The organism is Arthrobacter sp. ES3-54 (assembly GCF_029504395.1).
In the GTDB taxonomy this organism is placed as follows: Bacteria; Actinomycetota; Actinomycetes; order Actinomycetales; family Micrococcaceae; genus Arthrobacter.
The window spans coordinates 292,537-309,616 of sequence record NZ_JAQFIF010000002.1; the positions used below are offsets into that span (position 1 = coordinate 292,537).

Sequence of the window (17,080 nt, forward strand, 5' to 3'; positions counted from 1 at the left end):
GAATCTAGAACTGCTACAGCGATCGCTCCAGGCAGCGTGTCGGGCCACATCTGTGGGGATTCCTTTGTGTGAAACTGATCCAATGATTACCGAACACGCGCTTTTGCCAGTCATCCCCGGCCAGGAAGACGACTTCGAGCTGGCGTTTAGCGAGGCGCGGCCCATCATTGCTTCGATGGCTGGCTTCAGGAAATTGTCGTTGTCACGTTCGATCGAGTCGCCGAGCACGTATCTGCTTCTCGTTGAATGGGATCGGCTCGAAGACCATACCGTTGGATTCCGACAGTCCGACCAATACGGCAATTGGCGCGCACTACTGCACCACTTTTACGATCCTTTCCCGGTCGTGGAGCACTACGAGATCATCCTGTAAGTGGTCGGCCCCTCGCGGCTTGATGCAGCCGAAAAGCCGGAGACGGTCCCGGCCGATCGGGACCGTCTCCGGCTTTGCTGCCGGACGGGCTAGAGCTGGCTGTGCGCGGCAACGGCCGGATCGGCGCCGGCGCGGGCGCCAGACTCCAGAGCCGATATCTGCGCTATTTCGGCCGGGGTGAGCTGGAGCGCCGCGGCGCCCAGGTTTTCCCGCATGCGCGCGCTATCGGCCGACTTGGGGATGACGATGGTGCCTTGGGCGAGATGCCAGGCGAGCACGATCTGGGCGGGTGTGGCACCGTACCGGGCTGCTACCGATTTCACGGCGGATGCATCGAGATCCGCGCCCTGGCCCAAGGGACTGTACGCCTCCACTGCGATGCCCAATGACCGGCTCTTGGCCGCCAGGTCTCGCTGCTGGAAAGTGGGGTGGATTTCGATCTGGTTGACCGCCGGGACAATATCCGAGGCCTCGAGAAGCGTGTCCAGATGGTCAGAGAGGAAATTCGACACTCCGATGGCGCGGATCTCGCTGCCGGAATAGAGCTTTTCCATGGCCTTCCAGGCCTGGGTGAAGAGTCCTTGGGATGGCACGGGCCAGTGGATCAGGTACAGGTCCACGTAGTCGATGCCGAGTGCCTCGCGGCTGTGCTGGAACGCCTCGTAGGCTGTGCCCTGTTCGCCGTTGCGCAGCTTGGTGGTGACGAAGATTTCCTCGCGCGGGATTCCTGATGCGGCAAGAGCGGCGCCGACGCCGGCCTCGTTCCGGTACGCGGCGGCGGTGTCTATGTGGCGGTAGCCAGCCTCCAGAGCGTCCTCGACAATGCGCTGTGTGTCTTCCGTCGGGACCTGGAAAACGCCGAAGCCGAGCTGGGGGATCTTGACGCCATTGTTGAGGGTCACGGTGGGGATATTGGCTTCACTAATCTGCGGCATCATCACTCTTCCTTGTGGGTGGGTATCTGGTTTGGGCCGGTACACACAGGCGGCCGTTGATAACCAGCAAAGCCATCATCAGTGAATTATCCATCGTCTTCTTCCTGTCATCGGTTGTGCGTTGAACCGTGACTCCAGCCATGGGCCGGTCTTCTTCTTCTACTGAGTCCGGTACTTCGACCTGTGCCGGCTTTCGCGCGGCCATGCATTCGACGCTACGGACGTGGGGATGCGATGTCAGCAGGGTTGCCGCTCCCTGCAGTTCCTAGGAATGGCAGTCCTACCTTCGCCATGGAAAGCACGGACCCGGCCCGGCAAAATGGAAGACATGGGTCAAAGCGCAGAGTTTGGAAAATTCCTGAAGGCCATGCGGTCACGGCTGACGGCTGTGACGGAAGTTCCTTGGGCAACAGTCCGTCAACAGGCGGACTTTCTGCATCGTCAGGAGGACATCGCGTGACGATCAAGCGCACGAATTCTGGTCCGGGACTACCCGGAGGCTTCCCCTTCAGCCTGGCCAGCGAAGCAAATGGTGTCTGCTTCGTCAGCGGGATGCCCGCACTGGATCCCGACGGCAAGTATCACGAGGGAACCTTCGAGGAGGAGACGGCGCTGGCCTGGCACAATGTCACGATGATCGCCCACGCTGCCGGCTTCGCCGTCGAGGAGATCGTGTACGTGCAGTGCGTCGTCGCTGACATCACCGACTACAGCAGTCTGAATGCGTGGTGGCGGCGGCAGTTCCCGGACCTGTCTACCGCTCCGGCCAGGTTCACCTTCCAGGCTGGCGCTCTTCCTTTCGGCGCCAAGGTCGAGATCCAAGCGGTGGCGGCGCACGGCACCTGAGGCGACGCCGACAGAATGCGGATTGAGGCGGCCCTCATGGCGGGAACGGATCGAAAACTCGACAAAGGGCACCACTCCCCCGCGCCCACCTCCATCGGAGGGCTTTCTCAGGTGAGGGTTGGGCGACGCGCGAGGATGTAGTCGACGGCGGCGGGTCCGGTGGTCCGAAGCCCGGGGCGAATGAAGCGCCGTGCGACACGACGTCGTTCGCTAAGGCCCAGCCCGCTCATGGCTGTCCAGAATGCTCGGGATGGCCGGGGCTGCTCGCTTTGGAGCAGACACCAACTGATATACACCCCGTACATTTCGTCTTCGGCCAGTTCTTGGTGGGGATCCGGTACCGCAGCGATGCACGTCTTGACGAAGCGAGCGTAGTCGGAGGCTGTCACGTTTTGGACCATTCTGCTGGGGAGTTGCCGGGACGGCTGGCCCGTCGGGCGATTCATCCGGCACGGACTCAAGCAATTCGAACCAGCACCGGGCCTGGATGGGTCCGGGCCGTGCGCCGATCAACCCTGTCTCCTGCCATTGCCTGGTAGCCGGACTATGACGCTGCCATCCGTGGCTGCCGTCTGTTGAATCGCTCATCCCGACGGGGGCGTGAACTGGCTGGCGGTAAACTCGGCGCCCTGAGGGTCCCGGATCAGTGCCGTGCGCGTCCACTCGGTGTCGTCTTGGCTAAGGACCTGGGCGCCGAGTCGTTCCGCATCAATCACCGTCTGGTCCCGGTCGGCCACGGTGAACGAGACGTGCCAGTGCGGCGGTTCGTCGGGGGCGGTGGTCGCCATCCAGGCGATCGCATCCTCGAAGCCAGGTGGGGCGGCCAGCCGTGACTGCCTCTCCCTGATGCCCGGATCGACTGTCGCCTCAAGGTGATCACCATAACCGGGCCTGCGGATCATCATCGCGAAGCCGAGGTCGTCGACCTGCCAGCCGAACGCGTCTTCGTAGAACTTAATGGCCGCGCCGGGGTCAGCCGTGTGCAGATCGCTGAAATTCCACGCCCCTGGCTGATTGGCCGCCTGTGCCCCCATGCGTCGCCTAGCCTGCCAGAGGCGGAACTCGGCGCCCTCCGGATCGGTCAGCGCCGCACTGCGGCCGCCCTCTCCGGCATCGGCAGGCGCCGAGCGCACCGCAGCGGCGGCAGCGACCAGTCGCTGCACTGCGGCATCCGCGTCCTCGACGGATATGTATGTACTCCACGCCGCGGCACCCTGGGCGCTGGCCATCCCAGCGACGTCGTTGCCCTCGAGCTTGGCAATCAAGTAACGTCCCGGCGCTCCCGTCGGCATGGCGTCCTCGAACGTCCAGCCGAAGATTCCGGCGTAGAACTCGACGGCCGCCTCGACGTCAGGCTGCTCGGTGTCGATCCAACACGGGACGCCCTGCGGGTAGGTCCGTTGGGTCATGTCTCGCTCCCTTCCGTGGGACACAGCCTAGCGAGCCAGGATCCGGCCGGGTACCCCATCCGTCCCCCGACCCCGCCACCCCCACAAGGTGACCGCGGCACCGCCGTCGCACATTGCCCCACTTCAAACCTGCCGCTGGTCAAGGGCCGGGCCGGGGCACTTTCCAGGCCAACTTCGCCTGCGTCACCGCCGGTCTGGCTGGGACATCCGATCATTGCTAGCGTGGCGGAATGAACGCGTCGAAGGCCCCCGCCGAGATCCTCAACATTGACGGTAACGAGGTCCGCATCTCGAGTCCGGACAAGGTGGTGTTCCCCGAGCCGGGGCTGACCAAGCTCGACGTGGTGCGCTACTACCTCGCCGTCGCGGATGGTGCGCTGCGGGGCGCCGGCGGACGGCCCATGGTGCTCAAGCGCTTCCCGAAGGGAATCGGCGCTGAGCCGTTCTTTCAGAAGCGCGTGCCTGAAAACCACCCCGACTTCATTGACACGGCGACGCTGCACTACGCGTCGGGGACATCAGCCGAAGAGGCCGTCATCCGGGATGCTGCGGGCTTGGCGTGGGTGGTGAATCTTGGATGCCTGGACCTCAACCCGCACCCCGTGCGCGCCGAGGACCTCGAACACCCCGACGAGCTCCGGGTCGACCTCGACCCGATGCCGGGGGTCGACTGGTCGCAGATCGTTGACACCGCCTACGTCGCGCGGGAGGTGCTCGACGACGTCGGGCTGGTGGGGTGGCCGAAGACGAGCGGTTCGCGGGGCCTCCACATCCTGGTGCGCATCGCGCCCCAGTGGTCGTACCGCGACGTGCGGCTCGCCGCCGAGACCCTCGCCCGCGAGGTCGAGAACCGCGCTCCGGGCCTTGCCACCGCCCGGTGGTGGAAGGAGGAGCGTGGCGAGAGCGTGTTCGTCGACTTCAATCAGAACGCCAAGGACCGCACCGTGGCATCGGCGTACTCGATCCGGCCCCTGCCCGACGCCCGCGTCTCGACGCCACTCACATGGGACGAGGTCACCTCCACCCGGCCGGAACAATTCACGGTGCCCACGGTGCTTGAGCGCTTCGCTGTGATGGGCGACCCCCACGCCGGCATCGACGACGCGGTAGGGTCCCTCGACAGACTCATCGCCCTGGCTGCCGAGCTCGGCCCCGCCGAAAAGCCGCCGCGGGCAGGCGACGGCTTGGGCCGGCGGCAGTCGGTGATGCCGCTCATCGAGGTGGCACGTACCAAGACCAAGCCCGGGGCGCTCGCGGCGCTCGACGAATGGAAGACCCGGCATGCGGACCTCGTCCCGGCCCTGCATCCCGCGGACATACTCGTCGACGGAATGCGCGGATCGAGTTCGCTCTGGTACCGGGTGCGGGTCAACCTGCAGCATGTCCCCGAAAATGAGCGTCCGCCGCAGGAGGAGCTCATCGCTGACTACGACCCATGGGCGGGCAAAGAGTGGCCGGGGCGCCCTGGGACCTGACACCGGATGTTGTCCATGCCACGCTGGGACCCATCCTGTGCGCAGATGGTCATGTTCAGTCTCGCGGGTCGCGTTCAAGCGGCACGGTCGTTGCGGTCAGTACTCTCCCTTGATCACGAAGTACGAGCCGCGAATAACGCCCGCCAGCTTCGATTTTTGGCGGGCGAACTTGAAGCGCGTCGCCAATTCCTCCGGAATCTCCATGCCTTCGGCGAGTTTGAACCCGACCGCTCTCTTCCCTGCGTCGATGCTGTACAGGACGTTGATCGACAGCCCCGACTCGTAGAAGACGTAGGCCATCCGCAAACCGTCGACGTCGAAGGAGGTCGCTTCCAGCGGGCGGGAACCGATGACGATTTCACGCTCATCCCGGAGTATCCGGCTCACCCGGTCGACCACCTCCGGAACCTCGCTCGCGGGGCTCACAGTGAAGACGTGGTCGTACTTGTTCCGGTAATAGCGAGCCTCGTTGGCGCGCAACCCGGCGAGGGCCTCAGCGACCGGAGACGATTCCAAGCCGACAGTGGAAACGTTCTTGAAGTCAACGACGTACGGCATGCACCCTCCTGGTAAGACGTTTTGGGACCAATGCTAGCGCGACGACGTGCTGCCCGGACGTCAGAACGTTCGTGCGTAGGGTGCCGGGTCCTGTGACAGGGGCTCAGCCCTAGTGATGCTCATCCATGAAGTCGTAGCGCCATTGGCGCATGAAAGTGGAGGCCTTAAGGCCCTGCCGGTGCGCGTCCGTCGGGGCAGAGTTTGACCTACGCGCCGACCGGTGAGCGTACCGCCCCCGTGTGGGCGGACAGGCCGCCCGCCGTCGGGAGTTCGGTCATTTCCAGCACCGTCGGGACCGACAGCGTCGACCAAAGAAGCGGAGTGGCCGCAACGCCGGCCGGAACCGAGTGGAGGGCACACCATGTCAGAGCGCAACTACACCTTGTTCGTGTCGTCATACGCCGACGCGGGCTCGGCGGCAGACGATTTCAAAACGATCAAGAGCATGGACGACGCGGCCGTGGTGGCTGCGGTCGTCCTGTCGCGTGACGCCTCGGGCCAGACCGAGGTCAAGGAGCACGGGGGCGGACTGGTCGCCGGCGGCACGTCGGCGGGCGCCATCGGCGGGCTCGTGGTCGGGTTGTTCGCTCCGCCGCTCCTGCTGTCCAGCGTGATCGGCGCTGGTATCGGCGCAGGTGTTGGCGCCATCGCGAAGCGTCACGAGGAGAAGTCCATCGGCGTCAACGCGGACGAGTGGCTGCCGCCGGGCTCCTCGGCGATCATCGCCGTCGTCGACGACCTCTACCTCGACCGCGTCGACAAGGCGGTTGCCAAGGCCACCAAGAAGGTCAGCAAGGCCGTCGAAAGTGGTGACTACGACGCCGTGGTCAAAGCCGTGAACGAAGGCGACGAGAAGATCATCGAGGCCGCCTCGTCCTGATCGGCCGAAGCACCCAACTGGGAGACGGCCCGCTGCTTCGATGACGTCCTCGGTGATGGTGATCCTTACTGGGCTGGCGGTACCCGCGCGTTCAGGGCCTCATTGACGGGGGCGAAGGCGACCCGATCCAGGACAAGTTCGATCTCGCGGATTTTGTCTGCGTTGATGGTGAGCAGTTCGATGCACCTGACTGCACCAGCAGCCGTGTCGGTGATGAAGTCATACACGACGCAGGCACGGTCCTGCGCGGTGAAGACCTCCCGGATCTCGTTGCGGACCAGGGCCGGGAGAAGGCGCTTTAGTGCCGTGGTCCATCCGGCCTTGTCGAGGGCGGTGCCGGCGAAGGTGGCTACAAGATCCTCACCGAGCAGGTTCTCAAGGGCGTTCAAATCGTGGGAGCCAACGGCCTGGATGTAGGAGCGCGCGATCCCTTCGACGCTGGAGTCCGGCATGAGAGATCCTTTCTTGAGCAGCGGAGGGCCCCGCCAGAGGGAGGCCCCGCCAAAGGGCCATCGGCAAGCCAATAATCCGCGGGTGGTCACATCGTTTCCCAGAAGCCTAGCGGCCGTGGAGTGAGGCGGGAAGCCTCGCACTCATGAGGTTTGGGGCATCCGGCCGGGCCACCAGTGCCGGCTCGAGGAAGGGCCCAAAGCCCCTGACTCCGTTGCGGGGCTCCGCCTACTCTGGCAACACACTCTGGGATGGTTTTCCATCTTCGTCGTCGACTGCGCCCGGCCGATACGAGACCAACAACGCCTATGCGGCGCTGGTAGCGGCGCCGGCCGTGGTCTCCGCGACTGCCTACTTCCTCGGCCGGAAGGCGATGCGAAGCAGGTCCCAACCCGCCCCAGTCACGAACGTGACCCGGCCCGCCTGACATACCCGCACCGGGAACGGAGAGGAACCGATCCATGGCCACTTATGAGTACCGATGCTCCGATGGTTCGCTTTTCGAAGCATCCCACCCGATCGGGGACGCACCGGACATTCTTCCGTGCCCCTCCTGCGGTGAACCGTCCCGTCGGGTATTCAGTACACCGCACCTTTCCAGGGCCGGTTCGCAGGCCTTCCGACTCATCGACTCCACGAAACGCAGTGCAGCCGAACCCGAGGTCGTGAACTCTCGGATTCCGGGAAGCCCGAGGCGTGTACAGCAGTATTCATCCAACCCGTTACATCGGACACTGCCGCGACCCTAACCGGCAATACGTGGCGACCAGTCAAAGGAGATGAAATGCCAGCAAAGATATTTTCCCTGGACTCCAGCAAGAAGTTCGAGGATCAGGAAAAGATCGGGCACAACCGATGGCATCCCGACATTCCCCCCGTCGCGACGGTCAAACCGGGGGATTCCTTCCGGGTCGACTGCCGGGAATGGTTTGACGGCGCGATCGTTAACGATGACTCCGCCGACGACGTCCTCAATGCCCCGCTGCTGACCGTCCACAAACTCAGCGGTCCCTTCGCCGTCGAGGGCGCCAAGCCCGGTGACCTGCTGGTGGTCGACATCCTGGACGTCGGTCCCATCCCACAGGAGGATTCCGGCCCACTTGCCGGACAGGGCTGGGGCTACACCGGCATCTTCGCGACGAGCAACGGCGGCGGCTTTCTCACCGAGCAGTTTCCCGACGCATACAAAGCCATCTGGGACTTCACCGGACAAATCGCAACATCGCGGCACGTGCCGGGTGTTTCCTTCACCGGACTGATCCACCCTGGGCTAATGGGGACGGCACCCTCAGCCCAGCTGCTGGCGAAATGGAACAAGCGCGAAGGCGACCTGATCGCCACGAACCCGAACAGGGTCCCACCCTTGGCGCTGCCGCCAGAAGCCGAGCACGCCGTTCTGGGGCACCTGCCGCCGTCGGAATTCGACAGGGTGGCCGCGGAAGCGGCTCGGACCGCACCGCCACGGGAAAACGGCGGGAACCAGGACATCAAGAACATGTCCAAGGGCACCCGTATTTTCTACCCCGTGTTCGTGGACGGAGCCAACCTCTCTATGGGCGATCTCCACTTCTCGCAAGGCGACGGAGAGATCACGTTCTGTGGCGCCATTGAGATGGGCGGCTTCATGGACCTCAGGGTGGAGCTCATCAAGGGCGGCATGGAGACTTACGGGGTGAGCGAAAACGCCATCTTCATGCCGGGCAACGTCGACCCGCAGTTCAGTCAATGGCTGGCGTTCTCCGGCACCTCGGTGACTCTGGGCGGCGAGCAACGCTACCTCGACTCGCACCTTTCCTACCAGCGGGCCTGCCTCCACGCCATCGACTACCTGACCAAATTCGGTTACAGCAGCGAGCAGGCATACCTGCTCCTAGGTGCCGTACCGATCGAAGGGCGCCTCTCCGGCGTCGTGGACATCCCGAATTCCTGTTCCACGGTCTACATCCCGACGGCCATCTTCGACTTCGACGTACGTCCCTCAGCTGACGGCCCCCACAAAATCGACCCAGGCATCGGAGCGCCGAAGACCAGCAACAAATAGCAGCTGCCGACGGCGGTGGGAACCGTGGTCGGTAAGGTTGCGTCCCCAACCGCGGTCACGGCTGAGGCTGAAGTAGGAAGAGTCACGGTGACCTTCCGCGCGCCCCCGTTTGGGTGGGCGGGGGTGGGTCGTGACACCATACGGATCGTGACCCAGAAGATTGCGTACCAAGGTGAGCCCGGCGCCAACTCCCATATCGCGTGCAAGCAGATGTTCCCCGAGCTGGAAAGCGTCCCGTGCGCCAGCTTCGAGGACGTCTTTGAATTGGTGTCCAGCGGCGGGGCCGATCTGGCCATGATTCCGATCGAGAACTCGATTGCCGGCCGGGTGGCGGATATCCACATCCTGCTCCCCGAATCCCGTCTACAGATCGTCGGCGAGTTCTTCCTGCCCATCCACTTCGACTTGCTTGGCATCCCCGGCAGCACCATCGAGGCTGCCACCGAGGTCCACAGCCACATTCACGCCCTGGGCCAGTGTCGGCGCCTGATCCGTGAAGCACGGTTACGCCCTGTCATCGCCGGCGACACGGCGGGTTCTGCCCGCGAAGTGCGGGAGTGGAACGATCCCGCCAAACTCTCCCTCGCTCCCCCGCTCGCGGCCCAGATCTACGGCCTGGAAGTGCTGGCTTCCCGGGTGGAGGACGATCCGTCCAACACCACCCGCTTTGTGGTCCTCGCGCGGGAAGCGGAACTGCCAACCCGGGATGAGTTGCCCGGACCGGCAGTGACCAGTTTCGTGTTCCGCGTCCGGAACGTCCCATCCGCGCTCTACAAGGCTCTTGGCGGTTTTGCCACCAACGGCGTGAACATGACCCGGCTGGAGAGCTACATGGTGGGCAACGAGTTTGCTGCCACCATGTTCATGGCCGACGTCGAGGGCCACCCCGGGGACCTGCCGCTGCAGTTAGCCTTGGAGGAACTGGAGTTCTTCACCGCCGAGGTCCGGATCCTGGGTGTATATGCCGCCGCAGAGTTCAGGACCCGGCAGGCAGCCAGCAGCTGACCTCCCTGCTTACCCGGCCGCGTTATTCTCCTACCCAAGGCCCTTCCGCGCACTGGCCCTCGATGGGGTTCCCGCGTATTCTGAACACACGTTTCGCGCGCGAAGGCTGGACAGAAAATGGCGCCGAAGAACCGAAAAAGGTTCCGTCTGGCCGCGGCCCTCTGGAGGGTCCTCGGGTTCTTGACTGTGAGCGCGATCTGCGGCGTACTGGCCGCCAGCCTCTTGGTGCCCACCGTGGCCGCGACCGGCATTGCGGTCAGGACTTCGATCACCTATTTCAATGGCCTCCCCTCGGAGCTGGTGGTTGATTCGCCGTCACAAACAACCAAAGTGCTGAGCGCGGACGGGAAGCGGATTGCCACCTTCTATGCGGAGAACCGTGTGAAGGTCGGGTTGGACCAGATGTCCCCGTACATCAAGGGTGCGATTGTCGCCATCGAGGACAGCCGGTTCTACGAACACGCCGGCATCGACCCGCAGGGGATCCTCCGGGCGCTGGCATCCAATCTGACCGGCGGGGGGCGGCAGGGCGCCTCCACACTGACGCAGCAGTACGTCACCAACGTGCTCAATGAATCCCTCGTCTCTGCGGACAGGGGCGATCAGGTCATCCTCAGCGGGCAGAAGAGTCTCGGCTATAAGGTGCGCGAGATGAAGCTCGCCATCGAACTCGAGAAAAACTACACCAAGAACCAGATCCTCGAGGGCTATCTCAACATCGTGTTCTTCAACCGGGACGCCTACGGCATCGAAGCCGCGGCGCGGCATTTCTTCAGCACCACGGCCAAGGCCCTCACCTTGCCTCAGGCTGCCCTTCTTGCGGGGCTGGTTAACAGCCCCACCTTCTATGATCCGTCCGTCCATCCGGACAACTCCGTCAAGCGGCGCAACCAGGTCCTGGACGCGATGCTCAGCCAAGGCAAGATCACCCAAGCTGAGCATGACGCCGCGGCAGCCAGCAGCGTCGGGCTGAAGATCGCTCCCGCGAAGCAGGGCTGCGCCGCAGCGGAAATGGCACCGTACTTCTGCGACTACGTTTCCCACCTCATCCTCAACAACCCGGCCTACGGCGCGGATGTTGCCGAGCGCGAAAGGAAGTTGTACCGCGCCGGCCTGACCATCAGAACCACTCTGGACAGCAGGCTGCAGGGTCCGGCGCAGGCGCAGGTCGATGCCACTGCCGGGGCGAACCCGGACAAATGGGGTGCCGCGCTCGTTTCCATCCAGCCCGGCACGGGCAAAATCCTGGCCATGGCGCAAAACACCGTCTTTCTCCCGGCGCCCGGAAAATTCGATACCCAGCTGAACTTCAACGTCGATTCCAAGGACGCGAACGGCAACGACCTCAACGGCGCCGGCGGGTTCCAGCCAGGTTCCACCATGAAACCGTTCACGTTCGCGGAATGGCTCAACGAGGGAAAATCCCTGGTCGCGGAGGTGGATGCGTCCCGGCGGACCTATCCGCTGGACTTCCCCTGGAAGTCCAGCTGCGGAAAGGTCCTCGGCGCCTACAATACGGCGCAGAGAGCCCTCGGCGCCGCGGATGACCTCCAGAACAACGATGAGGGTTACTACCGCAAGATGCCCGTCAACTACGGCCTCTACAACTCCATCAACACGGCAACTTTCGCTGAGGCCGCCCAACTCGACTTCTGCGGCATCCAGAAGATGGTGGACGCCGTGGGGATCCACAGCGGTGTGGACAACGCCCGGGTCAACATGCACCAGCTGGGCAACCTGCTCGGTGCCATCGGTGTGGCCCCGCTCCATCTCGCCAATGCGTTTGCCACCTTCGCCAACGACGGCAAATACTGCACACCCATTGCGATCACGGCAGTAACCGACGCAGCGGGACAGAAGCTGCCGGCCGAGACCAGCGCCTGTCATGGTGCGATCAAGCCCGAGGTCGCCCGCGGTGTGAACTCCGTGCTGCAGGACGTGCTCAAGCGCGGGTCCGGCGTTTACATCAAACCCAAGGTCCAAGCCAAGTTTCCGACCGCTGCCAAGACAGGCACCTCCAATACCAACGGCGCCACCTGGGTAGTGGGCTACACGTCCGGCCTCGCCACTGCTTCCTTCTTCGGCGACACCTTGGAAGGCCAGAAGCGGCCCGGCCGGAACATCACCGTCAAAGGCAAGTTCTACAAGGCCATTGACGGATACATGCTCGCCGGCCCGCAGTGGGCGAACTACATGCTGCAAGTCGCCGGGCTCTACGCGGCCGCGGCCTTCCCTGCGCCGCCCAAGTCCATGACCACGCCGCCCGGCCCCCGCAATGGCGCTCCGTGACGCACCCGTTTCGGAACGACGGGTTTCCGATTCACAGGGTTGATTGCTCACTTTGTGTTGGCCGTGAACAGCAGCGGCATGGACCGGCGTCGATGTCGGCGGTGGTTATCCACACGGAGGTGGTCGGCGTTTATCCACTCCGTCGGGGAGCACCAACGCGTCAAAGTCCGATGCGTTCGGTGGGACGGAGTTTCAGCGTCCCGCCTGCCGAGTTCGTGGGACGTGGCGGCGCGGACGGCAACGCCCTGCTGTGTCATGCCATGACGCGGCTCGAAGCAGGTGGGAGGATGAGCGCATGGAACTGCACATCACTGGCGATCCCGCCGCCGACCAACTGCTCAGCAATGACGCGTTCGCACTCCTAGTCGGCATGCTGCTTGACCAGCAGGTGACCATGGAGTCTGCGTTTGCCGGACCCGAAAAGATCAGGACGCGCATCGGATCCATGGCTCCTGCCGAAATCGCCGAATATGACCCCGCGGGCTTTGTTGAGATTTTCAAGGAGCGTCCGTCCATCCACCGCTTCCCTAGCTCCATGGCCGGCCGCGTCCAGGACCTCGCCGCGACCGTACAGCGCGATTGGAACGGGGACGCAACTGCCATCTGGAACCAGGACGACCCTGACGGCCAGGAGGTGCTGCGCAGGTTGCAGGAATTGCCCGGCTTCGGAGAGCAAAAGGCAAAGATCTTCCTCTCACTACTCGGCAAGCAGTGCGGGCTCCAGGCACAAGGCTGGCGTGAGGCTGCTGGTTCCTATGGCGAGGAGAGTGCATTTCTTTCCGTCGCCGACATCGTGGACCCCGAGTCGCTGAAAAAAGTGCGCGCCAACAAGCAGGCTGCCAAGGCCGCCATCAAAGCCGCGAAGGCATCCGAGCGCTGATACGAATGGCAAGACCCAAGGCGTCCCGATATGTTTGGTGATCTGTTGGGCGGACCCCGGCAATGACCCGGCGCTTACCTGCCCGCTCCCGCGCCAGCCAAGCGGTACGACTCCTGCAGCAGCTCGTCAAGTTCCTCGACGTCGATCCTTTCCAAGCGGACCAGCACCAGTTTCGGGAACCGTTCGTGGTGGGGCGTCCAGAAATAGGTGCCGGGACCGGTCCCTGCGAGTGCTTCCCGCTCCTCGGTTTTCACGGTGAGGACGCCATCTTCCCAGATGCGCGCCATCAGGGTCTTCCCGAACCACGCCGGCTGGCCCCAACTGGGCCGCTCGCTAACCCCCGGGAGTCCACGGCAGATCTGCCGGACGTCTTCCTCTGTGGCCATGGTTCACTGTGGCACCGGAGCCCCTGACCAGGCAATGCCTGTCCTCCATCGGAAGATTTCGAAAACGAACTAACGGCGCAGGTCGAGAGCGGCCGCGGCTGGGCTTCCGACATACTGGTTCTATGCAGGCGACGACGGTGTTGGTCGAAGGCGAGAGTGACCGGCTGGCGGTCGAGACGCTGGCCTTTCGCTTTGGCCATGACCTGGCAGCCTTGCGCGTGTCGGTCGTACCGATGGGAGGCGCGACCAGCATCGTCCATTTCCTCGACCGCTACGGCCCGAACGGCGCAGGCCACCGGTTGTTCGGGCTGTGTGATGCAGGGGAATCCCGTGGCATCGCCCGCGCGCTCGGCCGGGCAGGTATCGGGTCCGGTTCGCTGGCCGAGCTTGGGTTCCACGTCTGTCACGCCGATCTAGAGGACGAGCTCATCCGCTGCCTTGGGATCGATGCCGTGCTCAACGTCATCGCGGCTCAAGGCGAGCTCGGGTCGTTCCGGCTCCTCCAACGCCAGCCGTCACCGCGAGAGCGGCCATTAACGGCGCAGTTGCGCCGGTTCTTCGGAGGACGCAGCGGTAACAAGGTCCGATACGCGCCGCTGCTAATCGACGCATTGCCAGCCGGACATGCGCCTCCGCCGCTTGCCCGCCTCGTTGCATCATTCTCACCGTGATCCGACGCGGTGCGTAGTCCCGACGGCTCGGCCCGCTCAGTCCCGGGGCTGCAACACGTGATGACCCCGCGATGCTCCCGAAGCGTTATCGGCTAGCCCGCTGGCACATCGATCAGCACCTTGCCGACAATGCTCTCTTCCACCGCCGCATGGGCCGCAGCCGTGTCAGCCAGGTCAAAGCGATGCAGCGGCAGGCCTGCGGCCTCCCCCACCGGAAGGGCGCCGTCGGCGATGGCCGCATTGATGTCCTCGGCGGCGGCGTGCACCGCCGCCATGCCAACGGTGTAAAGCAGCACGAACTGGTAGCGGACGTTGAGGCTGAAATGCCTGCGCACGTCCAGGGTCACCTGATCGCCGCCGTTGTTGGCGTAGACGGCGATGGAGCCGCGGTTGCGGATCACTGCCAGGTCGAGTTCCGCGTTCTGCGCGGGTGCCACCTCCACGATCTGGTCGACGCCGTTGGGCGCAATCCGGCGGATCTCCGCGGCCGCGTGGGTTTCCCGGTAATTAATGACGTGATCGGCGCCGGCGGCCGTGACCAGCGCAGCCTTCGCCGGTCCGCTCACGGTCGTGATCACAACGGCGCCGGCCCACTTGGCGAGCTGGATCGCCGCATGGCCCACGGCGCCGGCCCCTCCAGCGACGAGAACCATTTTGCCGTCCAAGGCTCCCGGGTGCAGCCGCCGCGGCCCGTCCTCGGCGATGGTCAGGGCCCGGTGGGCGGTGATCGCGGGAACGCCCAAGCTTGCGCCGAGGTCGAACCCGGCATTCTCCGGCAGCGGAAAGACCCGCTCTGCCGGCAGGACGGCGAACTCCTGCGCTGTCCCGCCGTCGGCGCGCTGGTAGGCGGCCAAGGCCAGCCAGACCCTGTCACCGACGTGGAGGTGCTCAACGCCGGGTCCGACGGCGTCCACCACTCCGGCGCCGTCTTGGTTCGGCACGACCTCCGCGAAGGGCAAGGGCTCGCCCGGTTTGGCACCGCGGCGCGACTTCCAGTCGGTGGGGTTCACCGCGGAGACCATGATCCGCACCCGCGCCTCCCCGGGCCCCGGATCGCGGATCTCGCGGTCGACGAGCTCGAGAACAGACGGATCGCCGGTGGCACTATACACGATTGCTTTCATACTCACACCTAACGCCTCCCCCGACCGAAAATTCCCGCCCGGCGCCGGACCGGATGCGGGCAACGGTCCCTCCATGCCGTAGAGCCGAGGTCAAGCCGAGGAACAACGGTCGCTTGTGCCGTCCGAGCGCAGCGAGGTCCGATGCTCTGCCCTGGCGCTACCAAGGAAGGCAGGAAGCGGAGTGGTCCGAGTTGTGCGGACGGCCCGCTTGTCCGCCACGACGGACGTAGCCAGAAGCATGGCCCAGCAGGACGGGTACCTGGCGTTTGGTTTCCGGAAGTGCTGCCGGGACGCCAGCAGGCCTGGCCTCGCGAGCGAACTCATCACTTGGACTTTTTCGCGGGCGGACGGTCTGATGGCCGGGCCTGCGGATCGGCCTTGGTCCCGGCAAGTGCAGCGGCCAGGGCGCTGGCGGCTTGGGCACGTGCGGTGTCATCGAGCGGTGCTGTGCCTTCTTTGATGCAGTTCAGCAGCGCGGCAGTGATTCGGGTGGTTTGTTTCGGAGGACGGATGTACGCGTGGCCGGCGCTGTCAGGGCCGGGTGTCAGGTTCGTGGAAGTGGCGATGAAGACGGCGGCCTGGGTTCTGGTCGCCATTCCGAGTTTATGCAGGACGCTGGCGACAAGGTTTTTGACGGACTTTTCCGAGATGTCCAGATCCTGCGCAAGCTGGCGGTTGCTCTTGCCCTGGCCGAGCCCTATGGCGGCGTTTGTTTCCTGCCTGCTCAGCGGGCGGAGCCTGCCCTCACTTTGCGGGTCCTGCGGGGAGGTCCCGGACGGCTGAAGAAGGTGCTGGAACCTGCTGCTGAATGCCGTTCCGCCGGCCAGTGCCCGGCGGATCAACCGCAGCTGTTCGGCATTGTCGTCCTGCTTGGACAGGCACCCCCAGGCCTCGGAGAGGACCGCTGCAATCAGTGTGGTCTCGTCTGTTGTGTCGGCAACGATGACGCAGTGGATAGTCGGGTCTGTGGCCCGGATAGCCCTGCACACGGCCGTCCCGGTGCCGTCCGGGAGGTTCGCGTCGAGGATGGCGAGCTGCGGGCGCAGCGCGGGGATCCGCCGTATCGCTTGCCGCGCGGATGCGCTCTCGCCCAGCACGGGTATTTCTGCAGCTTCCAAGAGGTTGCGCAGCCCCAGACGAACCAATTCGTAGTCGTCCAGCAGGAAAACGCCGTGCCCGGGAGCCGGAAAGCTGAACTGTGTGACTGGTTCCGCCATGTGATGCCCTGCCCCCGCCCCGCTGTCGCCGTGGCCGGACAACGCACCTCGTATCCCCGGGCCGGGCCGGGCCGGACGATCCTGGACAGAACCGGACCCCTCTCCCGGTGGACTGTCCCGGCCACTGGGACGGTACGCGGGCAAGCCTCGTTTAGGCCAAAGACTGGGCCCCGACAGGCGCGCACCGGCAGAGGCTTAAGGCCCTCAATGTCAAGCCCCTGCGGAAGGTGTTCCGTGGACGGGAAGCCTTAAGAGTGCGACCGCATCGGGAACCGCATCGGCGGTCCAGCTTTGCGAGCGCACGTCGCGCAGTGTGGTGTTCACTCGAAGGGTCAGCTCCTTGGGTCAAGGGAATCCGGAATCCGGAATCCGGGGCGCGGCTCGTGGACCGCGGAGATCGGAGGGCGGCATGCAGCGAACGGCTGTCACCGGCCACAAGCACGGCAGCGGGCAGCTCAGTGGGTTCAACGATACACGGATTACTTGCAGCTTCAACTATATGATTTCGCGCTCGCGCCTTACTGGCTCCCCGGGCGCCAGG

At 64.5% G+C, this 17,080-nt stretch carries 17 protein-coding genes; 10 read left to right on the forward strand and 7 right to left on the reverse strand.

Translation table 11 applies throughout. The annotated features are described in order from the left end of the window. Positions 1-82 precede the first annotated feature (82 nt). Entirely contained in the window at positions 83-373 is a 291-nt protein-coding gene (locus M2428_RS04410) for an antibiotic biosynthesis monooxygenase (protein WP_277524089.1), read from the forward strand. Between the two features lie 89 nt (positions 374-462). Here M2428_RS04410 and M2428_RS04415 read toward each other — a convergent pair whose 3' ends face one another. Beyond that, the gene (locus M2428_RS04415) at positions 463-1,311 is read right to left on the reverse strand and encodes an aldo/keto reductase (protein WP_277524091.1); all 849 of its coding nucleotides are present in this window, start codon (positions 1,309-1,311) and stop codon (positions 463-465) included. Between the two features lie 453 nt (positions 1,312-1,764). Between M2428_RS04415 and M2428_RS04420 the strand changes: the two genes are divergently transcribed. Next, a complete protein-coding gene (locus M2428_RS04420; protein WP_277524092.1) occupies positions 1,765-2,154 on the forward strand; it encodes a RidA family protein in 390 nt (129 codons plus the stop codon). Positions 2,155-2,738: 584 nt separating this feature from the next. Here M2428_RS04420 and M2428_RS04425 read toward each other — a convergent pair. Further along, positions 2,739-3,563 carry a VOC family protein gene (locus M2428_RS04425; protein WP_277524093.1) on the reverse strand — a complete coding sequence of 275 codons (825 nt, stop codon included), beginning with the start codon at positions 3,561-3,563 and terminating at the stop codon, positions 2,739-2,741. A 230-nt stretch (positions 3,564-3,793) separates the two neighbouring features. Between M2428_RS04425 and ligD the strand changes: the two genes are divergently transcribed. Further along, complete coding sequence (gene ligD, locus M2428_RS04430; RefSeq protein WP_277524095.1) at positions 3,794-5,038, forward strand: non-homologous end-joining DNA ligase; 1,245 nt, start codon at positions 3,794-3,796, stop codon at positions 5,036-5,038. Between the two features lie 96 nt (positions 5,039-5,134). Here the strand turns inward: ligD and M2428_RS04435 are convergent, their stop codons facing one another. Continuing rightward, the gene (locus M2428_RS04435; protein WP_277524097.1) at positions 5,135-5,596 is read right to left on the reverse strand and encodes a phage tail protein; all 462 of its coding nucleotides are present in this window, start codon (positions 5,594-5,596) and stop codon (positions 5,135-5,137) included. Positions 5,597-5,957: 361 nt separating this feature from the next. On the opposite strand from M2428_RS04435, the gene M2428_RS04440 reads away from it, so the two are divergent. After that, positions 5,958-6,476 carry a DUF1269 domain-containing protein gene (locus tag M2428_RS04440; RefSeq protein WP_277524099.1) on the forward strand — a complete coding sequence of 173 codons (519 nt, stop codon included), beginning with the start codon at positions 5,958-5,960 and terminating at the stop codon, positions 6,474-6,476. A gap of 65 nt (positions 6,477-6,541) precedes the next feature. On the opposite strand, the gene M2428_RS04445 is transcribed toward M2428_RS04440, so the two are convergent. Beyond that, positions 6,542-6,928: a nuclear transport factor 2 family protein gene (locus M2428_RS04445; RefSeq protein ID WP_277524101.1), complete on the reverse strand. Its 387-nt coding sequence runs from the start codon at positions 6,926-6,928 to the stop codon at positions 6,542-6,544. 459 nt (positions 6,929-7,387) lie between these two features. On the opposite strand from M2428_RS04445, the gene M2428_RS04450 reads away from it, so the two are divergent. The 5 genes from M2428_RS04450 (at position 7,388) to M2428_RS04470 (ending at position 13,141) form a co-directional block, all read left to right on the forward strand. After that, positions 7,388-7,675 carry a zinc ribbon domain-containing protein gene (locus tag M2428_RS04450; RefSeq protein WP_277524103.1) on the forward strand — a complete coding sequence of 96 codons (288 nt, stop codon included), beginning with the start codon at positions 7,388-7,390 and terminating at the stop codon, positions 7,673-7,675. 35 nt (positions 7,676-7,710) lie between these two features. Beyond that, positions 7,711-8,967: a formamidase gene (gene fmdA / locus M2428_RS04455; RefSeq protein ID WP_277524106.1), complete on the forward strand. Its 1,257-nt coding sequence runs from the start codon at positions 7,711-7,713 to the stop codon at positions 8,965-8,967. A gap of 147 nt (positions 8,968-9,114) precedes the next feature. Continuing rightward, positions 9,115-9,972, forward strand: coding sequence for a prephenate dehydratase (locus M2428_RS04460; protein ID WP_277524108.1), 858 nt, complete (start codon positions 9,115-9,117; stop codon positions 9,970-9,972). A gap of 117 nt (positions 9,973-10,089) precedes the next feature. Further along, positions 10,090-12,261 carry a transglycosylase domain-containing protein gene (locus tag M2428_RS04465; protein ID WP_277524110.1) on the forward strand — a complete coding sequence of 724 codons (2,172 nt, stop codon included), beginning with the start codon at positions 10,090-10,092 and terminating at the stop codon, positions 12,259-12,261. 295 nt (positions 12,262-12,556) lie between these two features. Then, positions 12,557-13,141, forward strand: a complete 585-nt coding sequence (locus M2428_RS04470; RefSeq protein ID WP_277524112.1) for an HhH-GPD-type base excision DNA repair protein — start codon at positions 12,557-12,559, stop codon at positions 13,139-13,141. A gap of 74 nt (positions 13,142-13,215) precedes the next feature. Here the strand turns inward: M2428_RS04470 and M2428_RS04475 are convergent, their stop codons facing one another. Beyond that, positions 13,216-13,527, reverse strand: coding sequence for an MmcQ/YjbR family DNA-binding protein (locus M2428_RS04475; RefSeq protein WP_277524113.1), 312 nt, complete (start codon positions 13,525-13,527; stop codon positions 13,216-13,218). A gap of 122 nt (positions 13,528-13,649) precedes the next feature. Here M2428_RS04475 and M2428_RS04480 point away from each other — a divergent pair, with 122 nt between their 5' ends. Next, on the forward strand, positions 13,650-14,198 hold the full coding sequence (locus M2428_RS04480; protein ID WP_277524114.1) for a TOPRIM nucleotidyl transferase/hydrolase domain-containing protein: 549 nt from the start codon (positions 13,650-13,652) through the stop codon (positions 14,196-14,198). Between the two features lie 92 nt (positions 14,199-14,290). Here the strand turns inward: M2428_RS04480 and M2428_RS04485 are convergent, their stop codons facing one another. Together M2428_RS04485 and M2428_RS04490 are read right to left on the reverse strand one after the other, a co-directional pair. Then, positions 14,291-15,322, reverse strand: coding sequence for an NADPH:quinone reductase (locus M2428_RS04485; protein WP_277524116.1), 1,032 nt, complete (start codon positions 15,320-15,322; stop codon positions 14,291-14,293). 323 nt (positions 15,323-15,645) lie between these two features. Next, positions 15,646-16,539: a response regulator transcription factor gene (locus tag M2428_RS04490; RefSeq protein ID WP_277524118.1), complete on the reverse strand. Its 894-nt coding sequence runs from the start codon at positions 16,537-16,539 to the stop codon at positions 15,646-15,648. Between the last annotated feature and the right edge of the window lie 541 nt (positions 16,540-17,080).